Below are 24,706 nucleotides of genomic sequence, written 5' to 3'. Positions count from 1 at the left end.
TAATTGTCTCTAAAGAACAACTATGGTCCTTCGACAAGCGCGGGGCGAACGGAGTTTAGTGTGAGCCAGACGATCGTCCCTGACAGCGAGGCGCATGGAATTCTGGCGCGGCTGCCGGAAACGCCGCGCGCGCTGGTGCAGATGGCGCGGTTCGACCGGCCGATCGGCTGGTGGTTGCTGTTTTGGCCGGGGGCATGGGCCGTCGCGCTGGCGGGCGGGGGCTTTGCCCGCTGGCCGCTGATCGGCTGGCTGTTGCTGGGCAGCATCGTCATGCGCGGCGCGGGATGCGTGTTCAACGACATTGTCGACCGCGATCTGGACGCGAAAGTCGCGCGCACGGCGGCGCGCCCGCTGGCCAGCGGGACGATGTCGGTGAAGGTGGCGTGGCTGTGGCTGCTGGCGCTGTGCCTGATCGGGCTGGTCGTGCTGCTGCAACTGGGGCGCTATGCGCAGGTCGTGGCGCTGGGGTCGCTGGCGCTGGTGGCGGCCTATCCCTTCATGAAGCGGATTACCGGATGGCCGCAGGTCTGGCTGGGCCTCGTCTTTTCCTGGGCGGCGCTGGTGGGGTGGAGCGAGGTTGCCGGCGCGCTGACTGTGCCGGGGATTTTGCTCTATGCCGGAACCATTTTCTGGGTTGTGGGCTATGACACCATCTATGCGTTGCAGGACCGGGAGGACGACGCGCTGATCGGCATTGGTTCCAGCGCGCTTTCGATGGGGCGTCACGTTCGTTTGGGCGTGAGCGTCTGCTATCTGCTGGCGTTGTGCCTGTGGGCGGGCGCGATATGGCAGATAAGGCCGCAATTGCTGGCGCTCGCCGCGCTGTTGCCGATTGCCGCGCATCTGTCGTGGCAGGTGGCTACGCTGCGCGAGGATGGGCTTGATCCGCTCGCCAAATTTCGATCCAACCGTTTTTCCGGGCTGCTGATGTTCCTTGGCTGTCTCGTCATTGGGAGCGCATGAACGTGGCATATGATGAGAGCGGGCCGACGCCGGGCGAGGATTGCTGGCGGATTGCGCGCGCGACGCGGGCCAGCACGATCATCGACGCCGACGCCTATTTCCGCCACGCTCGCGCCGCGATGTTGAAGGCCAAGCGGCGGATCATGCTGATCGGGTGGGATTTCGACGCAGCGATCAGCCTGATCCGTGAGGATGAGGCCAATGACGGCGCGCCGGTGGTGATTGGCGATTTCATCAGCTGGCTGGTCGACAACCGGCCGGAGCTGGAGATTTTCCTGCTGCGCTGGGACGTGGGCGCCATGAAGTCGATGGTGCGGCCGACCAACCTTTACACCACCCTGAAATGGATGGCGCATCCGCGCGTCACGGTGAAGCTGGACAGCCATCATCCCCCCGCCGCTTCGCATCACCAGAAGATCGTGGTGATCGACGATTGCTTCGCCTTTTGCGGGGGCATCGACATGACTGGCGACCGATGGGACACGCGCCATCACCGCGACGAAGATCCGGGGCGCAGGCACCCGGACGGCACGCCCTATGGCCCGTGGCATGACGCGACCACGGCGCTGATGGGACCGATCGCGGCGGCGCTGGGCGAACATGCGCGCAATCGCTGGACCGGCGCGGGGGGCGATCCTTTGGAGCCGGTGGTGGGCGAATTTGATTGCTGGCCTGATAAGTTGCCGGTTTTTTTCGAGGATGTGGACGTTGCCATCGCCCGGTCCGCGCCCAAGATGGACGATCAGGACGAAACGATCGAGATCGAGCGGCTATATTGCCACCAGATCGCGGCGGCCAGGCGCTGCATCTATGCCGAGAGCCAATATTTCGCGTCGCGCCGGATTGCCGAGGCGATCGCAAAACGGCTGGCCGAACCGGACGGGCCGGACATCGTCATCGTCAATCCCGAACAGGCGGACGGATGGCTGGAGCAGCAGGCGATGGATACGGCGCGCGCGCGCCTGTATGAGGCGCTGAAGGCCATCGACACGCATGGCCGGTTCCATATTTACCACCCCTTCACTCAGCGCGGGGCGCCGATTTACGTCCATGCCAAGATATTGATCGTGGACGACCGGCTGATCCGGGTGGGTTCGTCGAACATGAACAACCGATCGATGCGGCTGGACACTGAGTGCGACGTGACGATCGACACGGTGCTGCCCGCCAATGCCGGACGACAGGCGACGATTTTGGCGATCCGCGACGAATTGATCGCTGAGCATCTGGACATGCCGGTCGAGCGAGTCGCCAGCGTGATCGCCCAGCGCGGGCTGGTCGCGGGGATCGAGGAAATGCGCCAGAAGCCGGGGCGCACGCTGCGCGCTTATGTGACGCCGGACCTGAACGATGTGCAGGCGTGGCTGGCCGACAATGAGGTGCTGGACCCCGAAGGCCCGGAGGAAATGTTCGAGGCCGTGAGCGAGCGCGGGCTGTTCCGCCGGATGAAGGGCTGGTTCGGGCGGAGTTAGGGCTGAAGGCCCAATGCCTTGCGCAATTCGGCGTTGATCCGGCTTTGCCAGCCGGGACCGCCCGCACGGAACGCATCCAGTACGGCAGCGTCCAGGCGGAGCGTCACCTGCTGCTTGGGATCAGTGGATTTGGGGCGGCCGGGACGGGTGAGCGTGCCGGTGGCAGGACGAATGACCTGATCGCCGATGCGAAATTCGGCATGGCGGAAAAAATGTTCGTCCAGTTCCGGCGCGTCATCCGGGTCAATCCAGGGCTGCTTCGTAAGAATGTCTTTCACGGTCATTGGCACATCTCATCGAAATGATGCGACGTCCCTCATCGCGAGGGGTCCACACCAATATCACCGCCCGCTCGTTCAGATAGCCGTAGGTGATGTAGCGGTCCTCACCATAACCCATCCGATCATCGAGCGCGGTGAGGGTGCGCCCGGCAAAAACCTGGCCGGCATCGGCGAAATCCAAACCCCGCTCCTGCAAGGTTTTCAGGCGCTTTGCCGGATCGAAACTTAATTCCATTTCCAATCCCTCATGAGTTCCATTTTTTACCGGCGGGATTGGAAACGCCATCGCCTATTTTTCATAACTACAGAAATTCGTCAAGCATTTTCGTAACTACGATAATCACTCTGCGGCCAGCAGGGCTTCGGCGCTTTGCAGGTTGACCGAGACGAGGCGGCTGACGCCGCGTTCGACCATGGTGACGCCGAACAGGCGGTGCATCCGCGCCATGCTGACGGCATTGTGGGTGACGATGAGGTAGCGGGTGTCGGTTTGTGCGACCATGGCGTCGAGCAGGTCGCAGAAGCGTTCGACATTGGCGTCGTCCAGCGGGGCGTCGACTTCGTCCAGCACGCATATGGGCGCGGGGTTGGTGAGGAACAGGCCGAAGATCAGCGCCACCGCGGTCAGCGCCTGTTCCCCGCCCGACAACAGAGTGAGCGCGGCGAGTTTCTTGCCGGGTGGCTGGGCCATGATTTCAAGGCCAGCCTCCAGCGGATCGTCACTGTCGATCAGTTCCAGATGCGCCTGTCCGCCATTGAACAGGGTCGTGAACAGGCGGCGGAAATGGCCGTCGACGGCTTCGAACGCGGCGAGCAGGCGCTGGCGGCCTTCGCGGTTCAGGCTGCCGATCGAGCCGCGCAGGCGGTGGATGGCTTGGGTCAGTTCCTCGCTTTCGGCACGCATGGTCGCCTGCGTGGCTTCCAGTTCCGCCAGTTCCTGCGCCGCGACGAGGTTGACCGGGCCGATCCGCTCGCGATCCGTGACGAAACGGTCATGGTCGGCCTGTTCGGTCTGGGCGAGCCGGATGTCGACGCTGGCAAAACCCAGTCTTTCGGGCAGGAGCGGGGGCGGACATGCGAAGCGTTCGCCCGACAGGCGGTTGGTTTCGATGCGCCGTTCGTCGGCGGATTCGGCGCGGGCTGCGGCTGTGGCGCGGGATTCGCGGGCGGCGGCAAGCGTTTCGCCGACCTGTGCGGCGCGGGATTCGGCAGTGCGCAGGGCAGTGTCGGCGGCCTGTTCGGCGGCGCGCGCGGCATCGGCCGCCTGCGCCAGTGCCGCGCCCTGATCGTTCAGGCTGGCGATGGCGTGGGCCAACGTGTCCGGCTGGGTGGCGATGGCGCTGCGTTCGGTGGCGATGGCGTCGGCGCGGGCGACCATGGCGGCGATGCGCTTGGCCGCTTCCCCGGCGCGGGCGCGCCAGCCCTTGATTTCGGCTTCGGCGGCGGCCTGCCGGTCGCGATCGCTGGACAAAGCGCGGTCGGCCAATGCCTGATCGGCCTGCAACTGGCTGACGGCGAAGCGCGCCTTCTCGCTGGTCTGGGACAGGGAGGCGACGAGCGCGCGCGTGTCCGCGCCATCGGGCATGGTGGCGCGGGTGGACCGGGCGCGGTCATGATCGGCCTGGGCCACGTCCCGGTCCCGGCGCAGGTCGGTCAGTCGTTCTTCCAGCCCCTCGCGCCGACCGGCCAGCCGTTCGAGCGCGGTGGTGGCTTCGTCGGCGGCGCGTTGGGCGGCGCGGAGGCGCTGGTCGGCCTGGGTCAGGGCGGTGCGGCCCGATGCCAGCGCGGTGGTGGCATCGGTTTCACGGGCGCTGGCCTGATTCTGCGCGCTGCTGGCGGTGTCCACTTGTTCGGCGATGGCGGGGCGGGCGGCGGCGATGGCGTCCAGCCGGTTGAGGCGGATCAGCCGTTGTGCCGCTGCTGCGCCGCCTTCGGTCGCGATATAGCCGTCCCAGCGGCGCAACTGGCCATCACGGGTGACGAGACGCTGGCCCACGGCGAGGGGCTGGCCCGTGTCGCGTTCGACCATAGCGACCTGCGCCAGTCGCCGGGCGAGTTCGGGCGGGGCCGTGACATGGGCGGAAAGTGGCGTGCAATCATCGGGGAGCGGCGGGTCGTTAGCGAGCGGTGCCGCCCCGGCCCAGTGGCGCTTGCCTGTCGTGGCGATGGGCGCTTCGAGATCGTCGCCCAGCGCGGCGGCGAGGGCATGTTCATAGCCGGGCGCGGCCTTGATCCGGTCCAGCGCGCGCGTGCCGCCGCCGCTTTCTACGGCGCGTTTGAGGGCGCTGGCTTCGCTGTCGAGTGCGGCGAGCGCGGCACGGGCGGCGGCGAGTGCGGTTTGTGCGGCAGCGCGGGCTTCGCTGGCGCTCTGGCGGTCGGCATCGGCGGCGTGGATGGCGGCGTCGGCGGCGTCGCGATCGGCGCTGGCCTGATGCTGGCTGGCGCGGGCGGCATCGCGCTGGGCTTCCAGTGGGGCGGCGGCGGGGAGTGCGGCGGCTTCCGCATCCAGCCTTTGCACGTCGCGTTGCGTGCGTTCCAGACGGTTGCGGGCGGCGACCAGCGCGGCTTCGGCGACGCGCAGTTCGGCCTGTTCGCCGGCCTGTTTCGCCATCGCTTTGGCAAGGTCCAGTTCGGCGTCGCGGGCGGCATCCTCTGCACTGGCGATGCGGGCGGCGAAATCGGGGCGGCGCTTGTCGGTGTCGGCGACGCGGCCTTTCAGCGTGGCGATTTCAGCGGTCAGGCGAGCGATCGCATCGGCCGCGTCATTGGCGAGCGTGCCTTCGCGGGCGCGATCCTCGACCAGGCGCTCGTCCTGCTGGGCAAGGTCGGCGAGGCGGCGGACGATGGCGTCGCGTTCGGCGCGCAGGCTGGTGAGGCGATGGCCCGCTTCGCTGGCATTGTCGCGCGCGGTCTGGGCGGCTGTACGTTTTTCGGCAAGATCCGCGACGGCACGCTGGACAGTTGTGGCGGCAGCGGTCTGTGCGTCCTGCGCGGCAGCGACGGCGGTATCGGCTTCCTTCGCTTGTGCGCGGGCGGCCTGTGCGCTGGCGTCGGCTTCGCGCCAGCGGGCGAACAGGGTGCGGGCCTGCGCCACGCGAATCTGGTCGGACAGGCGGATATAGCGTTCGGCCGCCTTGGCCTGACGGCGCAACGCAGCGGCGCGGGCGTCCATGTCCGCCAGGATTTCGTCCAGCCGGGCGAGATTGGTTTCGGCGGCGCGCAATTTTTGTTCCGCGTCCTTGCGCCGGACATGCAGCCCGGCAATTCCCGCCGCTTCCTCCAGCATGGCGCGTCGCTCCTGCGGCCGGGCGGCGATGACGGCGGCAATGCGCCCCTGACTGACCAGCGCCGGACTATGCGGGCCAGTGGCGGCGTCGGCGAAGATCAGCGACACGTCCTTGGCGCGGACATCGCGGCCATTGGCGCGATAGGCGCTGCCTGCGCCGCGCTCGATCCGGCGCGTGACTTCCAGCTCGCCGTCCGCGCCGACATCGACCGCGCTGAACAATTCGCCCTGTTCCTGCACGGTGAGCAGCGAGACTTCGGCAAAGTCGCGTTGCGGGCGGGTGGCGGTGCCGGCGAAGATCACGTCTTCCATGCCCGCGCCGCGCATGGAACGGGCGCTGGATTCGCCCATCACCCAACGGATCGCTTCGAGCAGGTTGGACTTGCCGCAGCCATTGGGACCGACGATGCCCGTCAGGCCCGGTTCGATCCGCAATTCGGTGGCGTCGACGAAGCTTTTGAAGCCGGAAAGTTTGAGGCGCTTTATCTGCATGATGATGGTTTCACGCTGATAAGGCGCCCCGGCCGACCTGTCAGAGTCCGGCGGCTTTCAGTTTTGGCTGGAGCGCGGCCCAGTTGGCGGCATTGTCCACCAGCACGCCGTTCAGCAGGAAGCTGGGGGTGCCGCTGATCTGATATTGGCTGTTGGCGGTTTCGACGCCCTTGGCCAGTTTTTCCGCCGATGCGGTGTCGGCCAGGCACATTTTCGCCTGATCGGCGGCGATGCCGCGTTGCTGCGCGAATTCCACAAGGCCAAGCGCGTCGGCAAGCTGGCCGAAACGCTGCGCCGGGGGAGCGCTCATCAACGCCTGATAGCGCTGGTCGCCCAGCGCCTGCGCCTTTTCAAACATGGCGTTCTGGTTGGTGAAAAATTGTTCGGACAGCGGATAGTAAATGTCCTTGCCGCCGCAGCGCGCCAGCAGCGCCGTCGAAATATCGATCGGGTCGCGGACATAGGTGCGGAATTCGAAGCTCATCTTGCCGCTGTCGACCAGCTTCCTGATCTCCTCCGACGCTTCGGTCGAAAAGTCGCGGCAATGGCTGCATGTGTAGGAGCCATATTCGACCAGCTTCACCGCCGCCGACGGATTGCCCATGCGGTAATAGCCTTCGGGCGTTTCAGCGACCGTTTCCGACCAGCTTGCGCCAGCGGGCGGGGCGACGGCGGCGACGGATTCGCCACTGGGCTTGGCCCCTCCCTCGCTCTTGCCGCAGGCGGCGAGCGTCAGGCTGAGGGCGAGAAGGGCGATACCGGAAAAGGCTTTCACGACGGGCAAGGCTCCGATGATGGAAGGATGTAGAGGTTTTTAGATCAGCGCGCGGCGGGGGGCAATGCGGCCTGAACGATGGTCCAGGTCGATCCTTCGACCCGCGTGCCGTTGACGGTGAAGCCGGGGGTGCCGCCGATCTTCACCTTGTTCCACGCTTCGTCGGTCATCGCCAATATCTGCTTCATTGCCATCGGGCTGGCGACGCAGGCGTCGAGCTGCGCGGGTTTGAAGCCGCGCTTGCCCATCAGCGTGTAGAGGCCGGTTTTCTGGCCGATGTCGCGCAGCGAGGCGATCTGTTCGGTCGGCTTGGTCGCTGTGCTGTCATAAGCCTGAATCTGTTCCATCCAGGCGTCCTGATTGGCGAACAGCGCCTCATGATTGCCCATGAAGCGCGCCGGGCCGCCGCAGCGGGCGAGCAAGGCGGCGGTCAGGTCATATTTGTCGCGCACGGCGTTGCGCACTTCGACGCTGACCTTGCCGCCCTTCACATAGCTGGTCTTGAGCGGGGCGCTGGCTTCGCCGACGAACTGGGCGCAGTGCGAACAGGTGTAGCTGACATATTCGACCAGCTTCGTGGGCGCCTGCGGATTGCCCATCGCATGGCCGCCCATCGCCGAGATGGTGACGCGGCTGACCCAGTTGACGGCGGGCGCGGCGACCAGTGCGGCGGGGAGGACGAGCAGGGAGAGAGCGAGGATTTTCTTCATGGCGCGGTCCAATATTCAACTGATCCGGGGGATGCCGCTGCTGTTGGCGATACCCTGCGCCAGTGATTCCAGCACGGTGCGCAGTTCAGGGTCGCCAATGTCGCGCAGCGAATCGCCCAGCTCCATGGGAATGGGTTTGAGGTTGCGGGGCGGCGGGCGGCGTTCGGCGGGGGTGGGCATGATGTCCCCCTGCCGGATCGCGACTTTCGCCACGGCGGCATAGCCGAAAAAGCGATTCACCCGTTCGACGATGTCGGGCAGCATATGCTGGATCATCGGGCCATGGCCGCTGGTCACGGTCAGTTGCAGCGTGCCGCCCGCCTTTTGCCCGACCGGAAAACGGATCGATTCGGGGGCGGAAATGCTGGCATAATGGGTGCCGACGATTTCGGCCCAGCGCGTGACGACGCTGGATTGCACGAAACCGAATTTGCGGAAGGCGGCGCGGCCGATGTCGGGCATCAGGTCGGCGATGCGGCGCGGCGCGCCGACGCGCGGGCGGTCGGCGGCGGGAATCGCGCGCGGTTTGATTTTCGGTGTCGGGGGGCGTTCCGTCATGGCGCACTTAATGGCATAGGGTCGCCATGCGCGTCGAGGGTAGAGAGTCAAAAATCGCGCAGCGCCTGCTGGCCCATTATGACGTTCATGCCCGTCGCCTGCCCTGGCGCGCGCCACCGGGCAGCAATGCGACCGACCCCTACCGGGTCTGGCTGTCCGAAGTGATGTTGCAGCAGACGACCGTGGCGGCGGTCGGTCCCTATTTCGCGGCCTTTACTGCGCGCTGGCCCACGGTCGAGGCGCTGGCGGCGACGCAGGACGCGGACCTGATGGCGGCATGGGCGGGGCTGGGCTATTATGCCCGTGCGCGCAATTTGCTGGCCTGTGCGCGGGCGGTGGCGAACGGCCATGGCGGGCGGTTTCCTGACACTGAGGAGGGGTTGCGCGCGCTGCCCGGCGTGGGTGCCTATACGGCGGCGGCGGTGGCGGCGATTGCGTTCGGGCGGCGCGCGGTGGTGGTCGATGCCAATGTCGAGCGGGTGGTGGCGCGGCTGTTTGCGATTGCGACGCCCCTGCCCGCAGCGCGCCCGGCAATCCGCGCGGCGGCGGACAGTATCACGCCGGACGCACGGGCAGGCGATTTTGCGCAGGCGATGATGGATCTGGGCGCGACGATCTGCACGTCGCGCAATCCCGCGTGCGGCATATGCCCGTTACGACAGGATTGCGATGCGGTGTGGACCGCCGATCCGGCCGCTTATCCGGTCAAGGCCGCGAAGAAGGTCAGGCCGCACCGGATGGGCGACGCCTGGTGGATCGAACGGAGCGATGGTCATGTCTGGCTGGTGCGCCGTCCCGACAAGGGATTGCTGGGCGGTATGCGCGCTTTGCCGAGCGGCGCGTGGAGCGACGATCCCGACCCGACGCCGCCTTTTGCCGCGCGCTGGACGACGCTGGCGGAGCCGGTGGCGCATGTGTTTACCCATTTCTCCCTGGCGCTGCGGGTTCATGCTACCCATGTGGGTATTGGCCATGTGGGGTTGGACGATAGCCCGCCGGGCGATGGCGAATGGTGGCCGATTGCCGCGCTGGACGATGCGGGATTGCCCACCTTGTTCGCCAAGGCGGCGCAGATGGCGATGAAGGAAGGAATTGGCGATGCACGGCACTGAACCCATGCGACAGGCACCGCCCGGCTTTGTCGGCAGCACGATCGACCGAGTCGATCATATCCGCAACAGCCCGACATTGGTGGCAGGCTGTTTTGCCGATCCGGCTGCGCGGCGGCTGGTGCTGGACGGGCTGGAGCCGGTGGAGGTGGACGGCGCACTGGTGCTGGAACCGATCGCGCCGGATGCGCGGGTGGAGGACCATGTGCTGCTGGGTGTCGATCCGGCGGGGCGGGCGATCTTTGCGCGGTTGCTGACGGAACTGACCGGCGGGGCGGGCGCGACGCCGCGCAGCCGGGCGCTGGCGGGGCAGGTTTCGGCCAGCGACCTGGCGCTTTATGGCACGGCGCGCAGCCTGCTCCACTGGCACGCGCGGCATGGCTTTTGTGCGGTGTGCGGCGGGACGACCCATCCGGTCAAGGCCGGCTGGGCGCGTCAGTGCGATGCCTGCAAAGCGGAGCATTTCCCACGCACCGACCCGGTCGTCATCATGCTGGCCGAGCATCAGGGGCGGATATTGCTGGGGCGACAGCATGTCTGGCCGCAGGGGCGCTATTCGGCGCTGGCGGGCTTTGTCGAACCGGGCGAGACGATCGAGGAAGCGGTGGCGCGCGAATTGTTCGAGGAAGCGGGCGTGCGCGTGCATTCGGTCCGTTATGTGATGAGCCAGCCCTGGCCCTTTCCATCGTCGCTGATGATCGCGTGCATCGCGCAGGCGGACGACGACGCGCTGACGCTGGACGCGACCGAGATCGAGGACGCATTCTGGTGCGATGCCGACGGCGTGCGCGCGGCGATGGCCGGGGACGCGGATGCGCGGTTTTTGGCCCCGCCGCACATGGCCGTCGCCTGGCATCTGCTGGACCATTGGCTGGCGGGCGTTGCCCCGCGCCAGCCAAGCGCGTAAGGCCGACCCATCCATTTTACATATACGGAATAGCTTGCCTCCATGCTCAGCCTAGAAGAAGCCCAGTCGCGCGCGCAGGATCTGGTCAGCGCCGCGCGCAAGGCAGGGGCGGATGCTTCCGATGCCATCTATGCCTGCAACGCATCGACCAATGTGTCGGTGCGGCTGGGTGCGCTGGAGGATGTCGAGCGGTCCGAGGGCGAGGAAATCGGCCTGCGCGTGTTCATCGGCAGCCGGTCGGCGAGCATTTCGGCGTCCGACATGAACCCCGCGACGCTGGCCACGCTGGTCGACCGGGCGGTCGCGATGGCGCGCGAGGCACCGGAGGATCCCTATGCGGGGCTGGCACCTGAAGACCGGCTGATGAAAAAGCGCGCGCCCGCGCTCGACCTGACCGACAGCGAGGAGCCGGAACCGGCCGCATTGCGCGAACGGGCTTTGATGGCGGAGGAAGCGGCGCGCAGCGTGCCGGGCGTCACCAATAGCGAGGGCGGCGGCGCATCCAACGGCCGCAGCCAGATGGCGCTGGCCACCAGCCATGGCTTTGCCGGTGCCTATGCCGGGACCAGCCATTCGACCTGGGCCAGCGTATTGGCAGGCGCGGGTTCGGACATGCAGCGCGACCATGCCAGCCATAGCGTGCGCCATCTGGAGGATCTGGACGATGCCGAGGCGATCGGCGTGCGCGCAGGCCAGCGGGCCGTCGCGCGGCTGAACCCGGTCAAGGTGGACAGCGGCGTCATGCCCGTGATCTTCGATCCGCGTATCGGATCCAGCCTGCTGGGCCATCTGATCGGCGGGATGGTCGGCCCGGCAATTGCCCGGCGATCGAGCTTTTTGCTGGAATCGCTGGGTGAGGCTTTGTTCGACGCAGGAGTCACCATCGTCGACGATCCGTTGCTGGTGCGCGGGTTACGGTCACGCCCGTTCGATGGCGAAGGGCTGCCGGTGGCGCGGCGCGCGCTGATCGACCGGGGGGTGCTGACCGGCTGGTTGATGGACAGCGCTTCGGCCCGGCAACTGGGCCTGGAACCCACCGGCCATGCCAGCCGGGGCGGCAGCGGCGCGCCGGGTGCCAGCATCACCAACGTCCATATGGAAGCGGGCAGCATATCGCCGGGCGACCTGATGAAGGATGTGCAGCGCGGCCTGTATGTCACCGAACTGATCGGCATGGGCGTGAATGGCGTGACCGGCGATTATAGCCGGGGCGCGGCGGGTTTTCTGATCGAAAATGGTGCGGTTGCCCATGCCGTTTCGGAAATCACGATCGCCAGCAATTTGAAGGCGATGTTCCGATCGCTGGTCCCCGCCAACGACCTGCATTTCCGCTATGCGATGAACGTGCCGACGATGCGCGTCGACGGGATGACCGTTGCCGGGGGATGACGCCTCTCTCCCCGCGCCTCTGCTCCGCGCGATCGTGTCTGCCGTGTCGGACGCGGCCGACCATGCGCTGACGCTGTGGGCGGGCGGCGAAACGCGCGTGCGCCAGTGGGAAAAGGTGCCGGGGCATCCGGTGTGCGAAGCCGATCTGGAAGTGGACGCAATGCTGCGCGCGCGGCTTTCCGCCATCGACCCGGGGGCGGGATGGCTGTCGGAGGAAACGGCGGACACCGTCCATCGGCTGGGCGTGCCGCGCGTGTGGGTGGTGGACCCGATCGACGGCACGCGCGACTATCTGCGCGGGCGGCCGGGCTGGGCCGTGTCGGTGGCATTAGTCGAGGATGGCGCAGTGCGGCTGGGCATATTGGCGGCCCCCGCGCGCAATGAATTATGGATTGCGCAGGCAGGCAAGGGCGCGACCCGCAACGGGTTGGTGCTGCGCGCGGGCGAGCGCACGACGCTGGCCGGGGCGCGAGTGCCGGCCGAGCAGTTGCCGCGTATCGACCGCGATCTGGTGACGGTGGAAAAGCCCAACAGCATCGCGCTGCGCATGGCGATGGTGGCGGCGGACGAAGCCGATCTGGTCGCCACGGTGCGGTGGGGCAATGAATGGGATGTCGCTGCCGCCGCGATCATCTGCCAGGAGGCGGGCGCGACCGTGACCGATGCGCTGGGCGACGCGCTGCTGTTCAACCGGCCACAGCCCACGGCGTTCGGATTGCTGTGCGCCGCGCCGGGCATCCATGCCGCCGCGACGCAGCGGCTGGCCCCGCGCGCGCGGGAGATATTGGGCGGGGCCGCCTAGCCTTACAGGATTTCCATGCGATCGCCCGGTGCCAGCAGCGGGAGCAGGCGCAGCATGTCGGCGCGATCGACCGCGATACAGCCTGCGGTAGGGCGACCTTCGGACAGGTGGAAGAAAATGGCGCTGCCCCGGCCCGGCACCGGCGGCGCGTCATTATGGCCCAATATGACGATGATGTCATAGGCATCGTCGGCGCGGAGCAGCTTTTCGGCGGAATAGGCGCGCGGCAGGCGAACCGGGCGGTTATAGGCGGGATCGGCAGGGTCATCCGACCAGCCATCGCCTGGTCGCACCCACCGCCAGGGCAGGCGCAGTCCCGTCACCACGACCTTGCCCGGTCGCAGCAGCACCCCCCGGATCGGCCAGATACCCAGCGGCGTGCAGCCATCGCCTTCGCGCTTGGCTTCGGCCAGGCACGCGCCGCTGCGGCCGATGGTGCAGGCCATGGTCGTCAGCGCGCCGAGGGTGAGGCGACCCGCGCCGGTATCGACGCGGATCAGGCTCATAGCTGGTGGCCGGTCCGGTCGCGCTTGGTCGCCAGATAGCGTTCATTATGCGGATTGGTCGGCAGGATGATCGGCAGGCGCTCCACGACCCTGATGCCCGCCGCTTCCAGCCCGGCGACTTTGTTCAGATTGTTGGTCAGCAGCCGCACCGCCCCCACGCCCAGCAGGTCGAGCATCCGCGCCGCGACCGAAAAATCGCGCGCGTCGATCGCAAAGCCCAGACGGACATTGGCATCGACCGTGTCGAAACCCTGATCCTGCAACGCATAGGCGCGCAATTTGTTGACGAGGCCGATGCCGCGTCCTTCCTGCCGCAGATAGAGCAATATGCCCCATGGCGCGTCGGCGATCTGGTGCAACGCTTCGTGCAGTTGCGGGCCGCAATCGCATTTCAGGCTGCCCAGCACGTCGCCGGTCAGACATTCGCTGTGCAGGCGAATGACCGGCGGCGATGCGTCGCGTTGGCCGACGACCAGAGCGACATGCTCGCGCGGTTCGTCGCGGCTGCGAAAGGCAATGATTTCCGCGCTTTCGCTGGCCGATACGGGCAGGCGCGCGCGGGTGGCAACGGCAAGGTGGACGGCATCGTCATAAGCGTCGATCGCGCCTGCCGCTATGTCCACGTCACAATCGCCTGCGCCATCCATCGCGAAATAGGCGGGCAGGATGCCGGCGAGGCGGGCGAGGCGCAGCGCAGCCTTTGCAGCCTTTGGCGCGGGCAGCGTGCGGGCGCGGAACGGTCCCTTGAGCGGGGAGGCTAGGTCCAGCACCGGATCGGCGATGCTGGTCGCAACGTCCGCGTCGATCCATGGCGCGCGTTCGATCAGCACTGGCATGTCCGGGTCGGCCGCCGCGATCTGATTGGCGAGTTTGAGCGTTTCGCCCCGCGCCGCCGAAATCAGGATGTCGGCCTGGCCATCGGGGTCGAACCCGGCCAGCGTCACGGCGTCCGCCCCCTCGATCGCCATCAGGCGGATCGCGCCATCATCGGCGGACAGGCGCACCACCCAGCCACGCCGCAAGGCGTCGATCGCGCGCGCCGCATCCTTGCCATTGGCCATCAGAAGGCAAATTCCGTGATGATCGGGATATGGTCGGACGGCTTGCCCCAGTTGCGCGCCGGTTCCACGACGCGGTGGCTGACCGCCTTTTCCGCGACATCGCGGCTCATCCACATATGGTCGAGCCGACGGCCACGATCCGATTCCGCCCAGTCCTTCGCGCGATAGCTCCACCAGGTGTAGAGCCGTTGCGGCGCGGGATAGAAATGGCGGCCAATGTCGACCCAGTCGTGCGACGCCTGCAACCGGGCGAGAATCTCACATTCGATCGCGGTATGGCTGACCACGTTGAGCAACTGCTTGTGGCTCCACACGTCACATTCCAGCGGCGCGATGTTGAAATCGCCGGTCAGGATCGTGGGTTTTTTGTCCAGCGCAGCGGACCATGCGATCATGCGTTCGAGGAAATCGAGTTTCTGGCCGAATTTGGGGTTCACGTCCCGGTCGGGAACATCGCCACCAGCCGGCACATAGACATTTTCGATCCGCACGCCATTGTCGAGCCGGATGCCGACATGGCGTGCTTCGCCATTGGCCTGCCAGTCGAAACGGTCATCCTCGTAAATCGGCACCTTGCTCATGATCGCCACGCCATGGTGCATCCGCTGACCATTCAGCACCTGATGGACATAGCCCAGCCGCCGGAACATGTCGGCGGGGAAGATGTCGTTCATCACCTTGGTTTCTTGCAGGCACAATATGTCGGGCGCTTCCTGGCGCAGGAATTGTTCGACGATGTCGATGCGCGCGCGCACGCTGTTGATGTTCCAGGATGCGATGGAAAGAGTCTGAACCATTGCACGGCACTAGGAGGGTCCGTCGCCCTGCGCAATATGCCGCGCACAAAGTAAGACCCCCGCTCCGGGGGCGTGGAACGGGGGTCTCGATCGCGCCCTTGAAGCGCTTCGCGGCGGGAGAGTGGACCGGATAACAGGGGGGAAATCCCGGTTTGTCTCTCGCCTTGAGTCTGAATTAGCGTCCGCCATATGAGCGGCAGATGAACGGAAACGGACATTTTTCATTCCGTCGCATATCCCGTTCGGATCAACCGCCCGCAGAGCGCCCTTTTGGCCGGGGGTCGGTCCAGCGGAAGGCCGAATCGGCAACTGGCACCCCGTAACGCTGGTTGGTGAGGCGCACGGCGGTACGGTTATTCTGCGAATCGAGCGCGACCCAGCCATATAGCTGCAAGCCCGCAGGACTGGCGGCATCGCGTTTGAAGATCATGGTGATGGTGCCGAATTCGGGCCGTTTCACATCGCGCGCCTGAATGCTCAGGATCGAAGGATCGCCGGTCGGCACCACCTTACCGAATTTCGACAAATCCTTCGACGGGTCGAGCAACGCGCCCAGCGGCGAGCTGCCGATCGGCCAGCGCTGCACCTGGCGCACTTCATAATCGATCATGGTCAGCGCCTTGCCATCGCCCACGATCAGCAGCGGCACGCCCTTTTGATATTGAAAGCGGATTTTGCCCGGCTGCTTCAATGTCAGCTGGCCCGTGAGCGATTGGCCATTGCGGTCGGTCTGGGTGAAATCGGCGGTCAGCGTGGTGACCGCGCGGACATAGGCGTTGACCCGGCTGAGGTCGGACTGGTCCTGCTGCGCAATGGCGGCAGTGGTCGGCAGGGCGACGGGGACGAGGGCAATTGCCAGGGCAAGAACCAGCATCGGGGGCGCAATCATGCGCTTCATGGCGTTCAACTCCGGTTGTTCAGTCGGTCGTGATTAGGCAGCGTGGCTTGAACCCGCTGTGAACCTGCGCGTTTTGAAAATGAAAGGATATGGGGGAGAGCGTCCGGGCGCGGGACAGCTCAATCCCCCATGCTCCCGCCTCGCCATGCCGGTCTTGCCGGCGGCACCGCTCCAATTATGTTATCGGCGCGGCAGCAGCAGCGATTCCCTAGACCCATTCGGTGACAAAAAAAAGGCCGATCTTACGACCGGCCCTTGAAAGTTTAGGAGAGGATGCCTGAAAGGCCCGATCCTTATGCTGGCGTCGCGCCGATGCTGCAAATGCGAAGGACGCAAAGACGGTTGCACAAACTGCAATCGGTTGCGCAACGATGCGCCAAAAGAGTCAGGTCAGAGCGGATTGCCGTTTTCGTCGCGCAGCACTTCGCGGCGGCCGACATGGTTGGGGGCGCCGACCAGTCCTTCTTCCTCCATCTTTTCGATTAGGCGGGCAGCGCTGTTATAGCCGACGCGCAGTTGGCGTTGCAGCCAGCTGGTCGATGCCTTCTGGTTTTCGAACACCAGCTGGCACGCCTTGCGGAACAGTTGGGCGTCGGGGCTGTCATCGCCAAGGTCCACGCCGTCGAGGGCGAAGCTGCCTTCTTCGGGTTCTTCGGTGACGGCCTGGATATAGTCGGGCTGGCCCTGCGCGCGCCAGTGATCGGCAACGACGCGGACTTCATCGTCGGACACGAAGGGTCCGTGGACGCGCATCAGCCCCTTGCCGCCGTGCATGTAGAGCATGTCGCCCTTGCCCAGCAATTGTTCCGCGCCCTGTTCGCCAAGGATGGTGCGGCTGTCGATCTTTGACGTGACGAAGAAGCTGATGCGGGTCGGCAGGTTCGCCTTGATGACGCCGGTGATGACGTCGACGGAAGGGCGCTGGGTCGCGAGGATGAGGTGGATGCCCGCCGCGCGCGCCTTTTGCGCCAACCGCTGGATCAGGAATTCCACTTCCTTGCCCGCCGTCATCATCAGGTCGGCCAGTTCGTCCACCACGATGACGATCTGGGGCAGCGGCTGGAAATCGAGCTGCTCCTCCTCATAGATGGGCTTGCCGTTTTCAGGGTCGTAGCCGGTCTGGACACGACGACCCAGCGGCTTGCCCTTGACCTTTGCGGCGCGCACTTTTTCGTTGTAATTGGCAAGGTTACGGACGGATATGGACGCCATCATACGATAACGGTCCTCCATCTGTTCGACGGCCCATTTGAGCGCGCGGATCGCCTTTTGCGGTTCGGTGACGACCGGGGAGAGGAGATGGGGAATGTCGTCATAGGTCGACAGTTCCAGCATCTTGGGATCGATCATGATGAGGCGCAGCTGGTCAGGCGTCATGCGGTAGAGCAGCGACAGGATCATCGCGTTCAGGCCGACGGACTTGCCCGACCCGGTGGTCCCCGCGATCAGCAGATGCGGCATGGGGGCCAGATCGGCGATGATCGGTTCGCCGGAGATATTCTTGCCCAATATGATCGGCAGCGTCGCTTCCGCGCCAAATTGTTCGGACGTGATGAGTTCGCGGAACGACACGCCTTCGCGATTGGCGTTGGGCAGTTCGATGCCAATGACGGTGCGGCCCGGAATCGTAGCGACACGGGCCGAGAGCGCCGACATGTTGCGCGCGATGTCGTCGGCCAGCGCGATCACGCGGCTTGCCTTGATCCCCGGCGCGGGTTCCAGTTCATACATGGTGACGACCGGGCCGGGCCGGACCTCGACGATATTGCCCTTCACATGGAAGTCGTCCAGCACCGATTCGAGCAGGCGGGCGTTGCGTTCCAGCGCCGCCTTGTCGATCTTGCCACCCTGACTGGCGGGGATGGGGTTGAGCAGGTCGGCGGACGGCAGCGAGCTATGGCCGAACAGGTCGTCCTGCGAAATCGGGGCCATCTGCCGCTGTGCCGGGGCAGGCTTGGGTGACTGGATGGTGATCGGCGGCTTGGGTTCGTTCGACACCGTCTTGCGCGGGGCGATGACGCGCCCGGCGGGCAGTTCATCCTCGTCATCATCCTCGTCCACCGGCGCGCTGCCCGCAAAGCCAAGCGTGGGGCGCGGCAGGCTGAGCCGGGGCAGGGTCGGGCGGCGCAAGGACAGGATCGGCTTTTCCAGCGCCAGACTGCGATAGCAGGCCAGCACCCCCCCGATCAGCGTTATGACGACCAGCGCGCCCTTGATCCAGGGCGCAGCGACCGGCACCTGCGCCGTCAGGCTGGCAATGCCCCTGGCGCTCACCAGACCGATGACTCCGCCCCATCCGGCGGGCAGGCCGACCAGCGGCTCGCTCTGAAACAGGGCAAGGGCAATGCCGACCAGCACGATGCCCAGCAGGCATTGGCCAAACTGCCCCTTCCACCCGGCCATGTCATGATCGCCCCACAACCGCCGCGCGGTAACCGCCATCAGCGGCAGGATCAGCGCGACCGGCACGCCCAGCAGCCAGAGCAGGAAATCGGCGACCCATGCGCCGGGCGACTGCATGATGTTGGCAACCTGATCGCCCGCCACCGTGTTCATCGACGGATCGCTGGGCGCATAGCTGAGCAGCGCCAGCGCCAGAAACAGGGTCGCCAGCATCAGCATGATCGCGCCGATCAGCGCGCCGCTGCGCAACAAGCTGCGCTTGAGCATTTCGCGCCATTCCGGCGTGCGTTTGACCGTGCGGCTGACAGCCATTGACTTCCATGTCCCCCAAATGTTCCGTTATGGCACAATGCCCTTTGCAGCGAGTCCGCGTCAAGGACCGGCTGAAGGACTAGAGTGGTTGATCCGATTGCATCGGATCAACCACTCTAGGATTTTGTTTTGACGCGGTTTCCGAGTCATCAGATGATTCCATCTGATTAGAAACCGCTCTAGCTGGCGGCCAGCGCCCGCAGCGCGTCGCCGTCGAGCCGCTGAACCGTCCATTCGTCCATCGGCACCGCGCCGATCGCGCGATAGACGGCAATGGCCGGTTCGTTCCAGTCCAGCACCGACCATTCCAGCCGGGCGCAGTCCCGTTCGATTGCCAGTTGCGCCAGCCGCGCGAGCAGCGCCCTGCCCGCGCCCGCGCCGCGCGCTTCCGGCCGGACGAACAAATCCTCTAGATAGAGGCCCGGTCGTCCTTCGAAGGTAGAGAAATTATGGAAGAAAAGCGCAAAGCCGACCGGCGTGCCGTGCCGGTCCGCGATCAACACCTCGGCCATCGGGCGCGGGCCGAACAGGTAGTGGGCCAGCGTTTCGCGGTCGGCCTTTACGGCATGAGCGAGCTTTTCATATTCGGCGAGAGCGTGGATAAATTCCTCGATCACGGCGATGTCGGCGGGTTCCGCCGCGCGGATACTGATCATGCCGTTCCTGCCTCCACATGCGCCAGTTCGGGCCGTTTCGTGCGCGCGGCGATAAGGCAGGCGACCACGATCAGCAAGGCGCCTGCTACCGTGGTCAGCGTCACACGCTCCCCGAACGCCAGCCAGCCGACGATCGCGGCCCAGACGAAGGCGCTATATTCCACCGGGATGAGCCGCTGCGCCTCCGCCCGCGCATAGGCCCATGACAGGGCGGCGAGCGAGGTGAAGGCAAGGGTTGCGGCCAGCACCACCAGCGGCAGGGCGTGCAGCGGTGGTGCAGCCAGCAGGAAGGGCGCGCCAGTCGCGAACACGCCCAGCATGACGAGGTGCTGGAAGAAAGCGACCTCTATCGGGGAAGCGACCTGCGCCTGTTGCCGCTGGATGATGAGGTTCCAGGCGAACAGCACCGCAGAGCCAAGCACCGCCAGCGCGCCCAGCAGCGCGTCGGCATCATAATGCCCCTGCAAGCGCCCCGACAGGATGATGCCGACACCCACCAGCCCCAGCAGCGACGCGCCGATCGCCTGCCGCCCGACCCGTTCATGCAGCAGCAGCGCGGCGAGGTAGAGCGCGATCAGCGGCGCGATGAAGGACAAGGCAATCGCTTCGGCGAGCGGCATCCGCATGAGCGCCCAGAAGAACAGCAACGCCATGATCGCCACGACGGTCCCGCGCAGCAGATGGATGCGCAGCACCGCGCGACCGGGCCAGCGCTGGCGCGTGACCAGCATCAGGCACAGGCCCAGCACCGTCCCCGTCACCGCGCGCCAGAACAGGGCGTTGTAGAGGCCGATGGCGAGGCTCAACCCCTTCATCGCGGCGTCCATCACCGAAAACAGCGCCACACCGGCGCAGCAGACGGCAAAGGGGATGGCAAAGGCTATAGCAGAAGGCGCATCCTTGCTGCGCCTCACTCCGCCGCTTCCGCCTTGCCCGCGTCGGTCATGTCGGCTTCGGCGCTGGCGGCCTCTATTTCGGCGGCCTTGGCTTCGACCAGGCGGACGATATGGTCGACCACGCCTTCGTCCTGCACGGTGTGGTCGGTGATGCCAGACAGATAGACCATATGCTTGCCATTGCCGCCGCCGGTCAGGCCGATGTCGGTTTCGCGCGCTTCGCCGGGACCGTTGACGACGCAGCCCAGGACGGACAGCGAGAGCGGCGTGTGGATATGCTGGAGCCGTTCTTCCAGCGCCTGCACGGTGCGGATGACGTCGAAGCCCTGCCGCGCGCAGGACGGGCAGCTAATCACTTTTACGCCGCGCGTGCGGATGCCCAGGGATTTCAGGATTTCATAGCCGACCCGCACTTCTTCCTCCGGTTCGGCGGAGAGGGACACGCGGATCGTGTCGCCGATCCCGGCCCAGAGCAGGTTGCCGATGCCGATCGCGCTTTTCACCGTGCCGCCGATCAGGCCGCCTGCTTCGGTAATACCCAGATGGAGCGGGCAATCGACCGCTTCGGCCAGTTGCATATAGGCCGCGACGGCGAGGAACACGTCGCTGGCCTTTACCGCGACCTTATATGCATGGAAATCCTGATCCTGCAGCAGCTTGATATGGTCGAGCGCGCTTTCGACCAGCGCTTCGGGGCAGGGTTCGCCATATTTTTCGAGCAGGTCTTTTTCGAGGCTGCCGCCATTCACGCCGATGCGGATGGCGCAATTGTTCGCCTTGGCCGCGTCGACCACTTCCTTCACCCGTGCCGCCGACCCGATATTGCCCGGATTGATGCGCAGGCAGGCCGCGCCGGCATCGGCCGCTTCGAGCGCGCGTTTATAGTGGAAATGAATGTCCGCGACGATCGGCACGCGGGCGGCGCGGACGATCTGTTTCAGCGCGGCGGTCGATTCCTCGTCCGGGCAGGACACGCGGATGATGTCCACGCCCGCATCCTCGCACCGGCGGATCTGGTCGATCGTGCCTTTGATGTCATGGGTCAGCGTGTTGGTCATCGTCTGGACCGTGACCGGCGCGCCGCCACCCACCGGCACATTGCCGACCATGATCTGGCGGCTCTGACGGCGGGCAATGTCGCGCCAGGGACGCAGGCCGGGATTATGGTCGGACATGAAAAAGAGGCTCCGTGGTTACGAAGCCCCTATAGGGATGTTTGGTGACGGTTAGAAGCGTTGGCGTTTGTCGTTTCAGCCCGCACCGGCCCACACCCCCACCCGGCCGCCCACAGAATATCCTGAATGGGCGGCCGGGTGGGGGTGTGGGCCGGTGCGGCGACAGTCAGAAACGCATCGTAAGGGAAGCGGCGATCTGGTCCGCATTGCCGCTGGTCTGCGACAAAGTGGTTGCGGTCACGGTGGCGGGTGCGGGGAAATAGCTGTCCGGGCGGATGATGTTCGCCTTTGCCACGAAAGTATGGGCGTAGCTCATGTTGAGGGCGAAGGCGTCCGACAGGTTCCAGGTCGCGCCGCCGGTCAGCCAGACGCGGTCGCCATCGGGGACGCGGGTGGTCAGATGCTGCGGGTTGGTGGGGGTGCGGTCGAACATCGTGCCGGCGCGCAGGGTCAGACGATCATTGACGTCATATTCGCCGCCAGCGCTGACGCTGAAACTGTCGCGATAGTCCAGTTCCTTGACCGAGCTGCTGGTGGCGGTGTTGATCGTGATGCTTTTGAACACCGACCAGTTGTACCAGCGCGCGGTCAGCATCGCGCGCAATTGCGGCGTCAGCTTGTGCGTCATGCTGACGGTCACGATGTCGGGCAGAGTCAGTGGCGCGGTGGCGGCGAAGGTCCCGTTCGCACCGGCCAGCGGTCCCAGCAGGCCGGAAATCACCTGTTCGCCCTGAAGCCCGTGCTTCATGCGCGAGCGATAATGGACGCCGAAATTGGTGTCGCCCAGCGTATAGAACAGCCCGGCGTTCCAGCCGACCGACCAGTCGTCTCCCTCGACCGAGGCATGGCCATCGGCCAGCAGCGGCGAGAGTTGCGGCAGGGCGTTGGTCAGTGTGACCTTGACATATTGCACGTCCACTCCGCCACCGACCGACAGGCTGTCGCTCAGCTTATAGGCGGCAGACGGCTGGATATTATAGGTTTTAAGGTCGGTGTAGAGCGAGTCATAGCGACCGAAAAAGCCGTCATCATATTCCAGTTTCAGGCCAAAGGGCGCGTTGACGCCCAGGCCCAGCCAGAGCCGGTCATTGACCTGCGCGCTGGCGTAGAAGCTGGGGATGGGAATGACTTTTTCGAACGCATTGCCGCCGTCATTGCCAGTGACCGGCACGCGGGTTGCGACACCCGGAATGGTGCGGCTGCTGCCCCGATTGGTCTGCCGCGCTTCCGCCAGCAGGGCAATGCCGCCGATCGAGGTCTGGATGCCCGACAATTGCGTCATGGCGGCGGGATTGAAATAGATGGTCGAGGGATCGTCGCCTGCCGCCGCGCCGCCCGACAGCGCACGCCCGGTTTCCTTGGGCGATTGTTCCTGAAGATAGAAGCCCCCGGCCAGCGCCGGGACAGGCGCCGCCAGCGCAGCGGTCGCAAGCAGGAAGGTGAGAAGGCGACGGTCAGGCAACATGGCAAATCCTCTACGGTAAATTTTGGCGACCCTTGTCGGCAGCGATTACTGGCGCGGCTCTATTGTTCGGGCAGGGCGCATATCAGCCTTGTGGTTAATTTCCAGTGTCATAGCGGCCCGATTCATCGCATTTTCGGTGCGGCAGATGGTTATCGGGCGCGGGAACGCTACGGCAGGAAGGGAACAGGCCGGGTAAGTCGCAGGCCAAAAAAAAGCCGCCCCAGATGGGACGGCCTTGAAAGTTTTAGGAGAGGATGCCTGAAAGGCCCGCTCCTTTTGCGGTGCAATGCGCGACCTGCCAAATGCGAAAGATGGACCGGCGATTGCGTTTTCTGCAATCGTTCGCCCATATCTCGCTTTCCGTAAGGGAATGATGCGGCGATCAGGATGACAACGATATCATTTTTTCTGCGCGACGCGGGTTCAGCTCCGTTTTATGCCGGATTCGCGCAGTTGCGAATCGATCTGCGCCAAAAGCCGGGTCAGGCCGGGCGGATCGTCCGCCTCCGCTCGCGCGACCAGTGCAGCCTCGGTATTGGAGGCGCGTAGCAGCCACCATCCGTCCGCCGTGCGCACGCGGACGCCGTCGATCGCGTTGACGTCGGCATTTTGCGCGCGCAGCCGGGCCTGTATCTCGCCGATCACCGCGAATTTGCGGTCTTCCGCGACCGGGAAGCGGAATTCGGGGGTGTTGGTCCGTTGCGGCATGGCGTCACGCATGGCGATCACGCTGCGGCCCAGCGTTCCGACCGCGCGGATCAGGCGTATCGCGGCGTAGAGGCCATCGTCGAACCCGTAATAATCGTCGGCGAAGAACAGATGCCCGGTCATTTCGCCGCCCAGCGCGGCATCAATCTGCTTCATTCTGGACTTGATATGGCTGTGGCCGGTTTTTGCCATGTCGGCTTTGCCGCCCAGTTCGATGATGCGGTCGAACACGGCCTGGCTGGTCTTGACGTCGGCGACGATCGTGGCACCTGGCCGGTTTAGCAGTACATCCTGCGCGAACAGGCCGATCAGTTCGTCGCCCGCAATGGTCCGGCCCAACCCGTCGATCACGCCGATCCGGTCGCCATCGCCATCGAAAGCCACGCCGAAATCGAGCGACTTGGCAAGGACGAGCGCGCGCAGGTCGGCCAGATTGGCGTCCTGCGAAGGATCGGGATGATGGTTGGGAAAATTGCCGTCTATATCGGTGAACAACAAATGATGCTCGCCGGGCAGGCGCTGCACCAGTTGATCGACCACGGGACCGGCCGCGCCATTGCCCGCGTCCCAGCCGATGTGGCAGGCGGGGCCATCGAATCCGGCGAGCAGCCGGGCGACATAGGCGTCCATGGCAGGCGCTTGCCTGACCCTGCCCTGCCCCGATTCCCAATCGCCCGCCGCCGCCATGACGCCCAGCCGGGCAAGGTCGGCGCCGAAAAAAGGCGCATGGCCCTTCACCAGCTTGAAGCCATTATCGTCGCGGGGATTATGGCTGCCAGTTACCTGAATGGCGCCATCGACTTCGCCAGTCGCTTCGGCATGGTAGAGCATGGGCGTGGGACCAAGGCCGATGCGCGACACGGTGATGCCAGTGGCGACAAGGCCCGCGACCAGCGGGGTTTCCAGCATCGGCGAACTGAGCCGCCCGTCATAGCCGACCGCGACTTTTGAGCCGCCGTCGCGCAGAATGACGGTGCCGAAACTGCGTCCCAGCGCGAAAGCATCCCCCTCCCCCAGCGTCCGCCCCACCGTGCCGCGCACATCATAGTCGCGCAGCAGGCTGGGGTGGAAGCTATGGGTCATGG

The 24,706-nt window shown here is 65.5% G+C and carries 22 protein-coding genes; 6 read left to right on the top strand and 16 right to left on the bottom strand.

Going from position 1 to position 24,706, the window contains the following annotated elements:
* Nucleotides 1–60: 60 nt before the first annotated feature.
* Nucleotides 61–963: a 4-hydroxybenzoate octaprenyltransferase gene (gene ubiA / locus SPBM01_RS18365; protein WP_188062949.1), complete on the top strand. Its 903-nt coding sequence runs from the start codon at nt 61–63 to the stop codon at nt 961–963.
* Complete coding sequence (locus SPBM01_RS18360; protein ID WP_188062948.1) at nt 960–2,435, top strand: phospholipase D-like domain-containing protein; 1,476 nt, start codon at nt 960–962, stop codon at nt 2,433–2,435. Before ubiA ends, SPBM01_RS18360 begins: the two co-directional genes overlap by 4 nt.
* Here the strand turns inward: SPBM01_RS18360 and SPBM01_RS18355 are convergent.
* From SPBM01_RS18355 to SPBM01_RS18330, 6 genes are read right to left on the bottom strand one after another with little or no spacing between them, the layout of a single operon-like run.
* A complete protein-coding gene (locus SPBM01_RS18355; protein WP_410483009.1) occupies nt 2,432–2,719 on the bottom strand; it encodes a BrnA antitoxin family protein in 288 nt (95 codons plus the stop codon). The genes SPBM01_RS18360 and SPBM01_RS18355 overlap by 4 nt on opposite strands.
* On the bottom strand, nt 2,679–3,002 hold the full coding sequence (locus tag SPBM01_RS18350) for a BrnT family toxin (protein WP_262504254.1): 324 nt from the start codon (nt 3,000–3,002) through the stop codon (nt 2,679–2,681). The genes SPBM01_RS18355 and SPBM01_RS18350 overlap by 41 nt, the downstream gene beginning before the upstream one ends.
* 54 nt (nt 3,003–3,056) lie before the next feature.
* Nucleotides 3,057–6,494 (bottom strand): chromosome segregation protein SMC, encoded by a 3,438-nt coding sequence (gene smc / locus SPBM01_RS18345; RefSeq protein WP_188062947.1) that lies wholly within the window; start codon nt 6,492–6,494, stop codon nt 3,057–3,059.
* Between the two features lie 40 nt (nt 6,495–6,534).
* Nucleotides 6,535–7,269, bottom strand: coding sequence for a thioredoxin domain-containing protein (locus tag SPBM01_RS18340; RefSeq protein ID WP_188062946.1), 735 nt, complete (start codon nt 7,267–7,269; stop codon nt 6,535–6,537).
* Nucleotides 7,270–7,313: 44 nt separating this feature from the next.
* A complete protein-coding gene (locus tag SPBM01_RS18335) occupies nt 7,314–7,979 on the bottom strand; it encodes a thioredoxin domain-containing protein (protein ID WP_188062945.1) in 666 nt (221 codons plus the stop codon).
* 15 nt (nt 7,980–7,994) lie between these two features.
* A complete protein-coding gene (locus tag SPBM01_RS18330; protein WP_188062944.1) occupies nt 7,995–8,537 on the bottom strand; it encodes a DUF721 domain-containing protein in 543 nt (180 codons plus the stop codon).
* A 26-nt stretch (nt 8,538–8,563) separates the two neighbouring features.
* Here SPBM01_RS18330 and SPBM01_RS18325 point away from each other — a divergent pair, with 26 nt between their 5' ends.
* From SPBM01_RS18325 to SPBM01_RS18310, 4 genes are read left to right on the top strand one after another with little or no spacing between them, the layout of a single operon-like run.
* A complete protein-coding gene (locus SPBM01_RS18325; protein WP_188062943.1) occupies nt 8,564–9,649 on the top strand; it encodes an A/G-specific adenine glycosylase in 1,086 nt (361 codons plus the stop codon).
* Entirely contained in the window at nt 9,636–10,553 is a 918-nt protein-coding gene (nudC, locus tag SPBM01_RS18320; RefSeq protein ID WP_188062942.1) for an NAD(+) diphosphatase, read from the top strand. The genes SPBM01_RS18325 and nudC overlap by 14 nt, the downstream gene beginning before the upstream one ends.
* Nucleotides 10,554–10,595: 42 nt before the next feature.
* Nucleotides 10,596–11,942, top strand: coding sequence for a TldD/PmbA family protein (locus SPBM01_RS18315; protein ID WP_188062941.1), 1,347 nt, complete (start codon nt 10,596–10,598; stop codon nt 11,940–11,942).
* Nucleotides 11,929–12,744 (top strand): inositol monophosphatase family protein, encoded by an 816-nt coding sequence (locus SPBM01_RS18310; protein WP_188062940.1) that lies wholly within the window; start codon nt 11,929–11,931, stop codon nt 12,742–12,744. The genes SPBM01_RS18315 and SPBM01_RS18310 overlap by 14 nt, the downstream gene beginning before the upstream one ends.
* 2 nt (nt 12,745–12,746) lie before the next feature.
* Here SPBM01_RS18310 and SPBM01_RS18305 read toward each other — a convergent pair whose 3' ends face one another.
* The 10 genes from SPBM01_RS18305 to pgmG all read right to left on the bottom strand — a co-directional run bounded on the left by SPBM01_RS18305 (nt 12,747) and on the right by pgmG (nt 24,704).
* Nucleotides 12,747–13,250, bottom strand: a complete 504-nt coding sequence (locus SPBM01_RS18305) for a L,D-transpeptidase (RefSeq protein ID WP_188062939.1) — start codon at nt 13,248–13,250, stop codon at nt 12,747–12,749.
* Nucleotides 13,247–14,311, bottom strand: coding sequence for a GTP cyclohydrolase II (gene ribA / locus SPBM01_RS18300; protein ID WP_188062938.1), 1,065 nt, complete (start codon nt 14,309–14,311; stop codon nt 13,247–13,249). Before ribA ends, SPBM01_RS18305 begins: the two co-directional genes overlap by 4 nt.
* A complete protein-coding gene (xth, locus tag SPBM01_RS18295; RefSeq protein ID WP_188062937.1) occupies nt 14,311–15,108 on the bottom strand; it encodes an exodeoxyribonuclease III in 798 nt (265 codons plus the stop codon). Before xth ends, ribA begins: the two co-directional genes overlap by 1 nt.
* 247 nt (nt 15,109–15,355) lie before the next feature.
* Entirely contained in the window at nt 15,356–16,006 is a 651-nt protein-coding gene (locus SPBM01_RS18290; RefSeq protein WP_188062936.1) for a LolA family protein, read from the bottom strand.
* Nucleotides 16,007–16,396: 390 nt separating this feature from the next.
* Entirely contained in the window at nt 16,397–18,721 is a 2,325-nt protein-coding gene (locus tag SPBM01_RS18285) for an FtsK/SpoIIIE family DNA translocase (protein ID WP_188062935.1), read from the bottom strand.
* Nucleotides 18,722–18,900: 179 nt separating this feature from the next.
* Entirely contained in the window at nt 18,901–19,377 is a 477-nt protein-coding gene (locus tag SPBM01_RS18280; RefSeq protein ID WP_188062934.1) for a GNAT family N-acetyltransferase, read from the bottom strand.
* Entirely contained in the window at nt 19,374–20,204 is an 831-nt protein-coding gene (locus SPBM01_RS18275; RefSeq protein ID WP_262504457.1) for a DMT family transporter, read from the bottom strand. The genes SPBM01_RS18280 and SPBM01_RS18275 overlap by 4 nt, the downstream gene beginning before the upstream one ends.
* Nucleotides 20,205–20,287: 83 nt before the next feature.
* Nucleotides 20,288–21,448: a flavodoxin-dependent (E)-4-hydroxy-3-methylbut-2-enyl-diphosphate synthase gene (gene ispG, locus SPBM01_RS18270; RefSeq protein ID WP_188062932.1), complete on the bottom strand. Its 1,161-nt coding sequence runs from the start codon at nt 21,446–21,448 to the stop codon at nt 20,288–20,290.
* A 166-nt stretch (nt 21,449–21,614) separates the two neighbouring features.
* A complete protein-coding gene (locus SPBM01_RS18265) occupies nt 21,615–22,913 on the bottom strand; it encodes an OmpP1/FadL family transporter (protein ID WP_188062931.1) in 1,299 nt (432 codons plus the stop codon).
* 423 nt (nt 22,914–23,336) lie between these two features.
* The gene (gene pgmG, locus SPBM01_RS18260; protein ID WP_188062930.1) at nt 23,337–24,704 is read right to left on the bottom strand and encodes a phosphoglucomutase/phosphomannomutase PgmG; all 1,368 of its coding nucleotides are present in this window, start codon (nt 24,702–24,704) and stop codon (nt 23,337–23,339) included.
* Nucleotides 24,705–24,706 lie beyond the last annotated feature (2 nt).

The organism is Sphingobium sp. KCTC 72723 (assembly GCF_014280435.1).
GTDB lineage: Bacteria > Pseudomonadota > Alphaproteobacteria > Sphingomonadales > Sphingomonadaceae > Sphingobium.
Note: the sequence above shows the minus strand (reverse complement) of the source record. Positions and strands in the feature narration are given on the sequence as shown.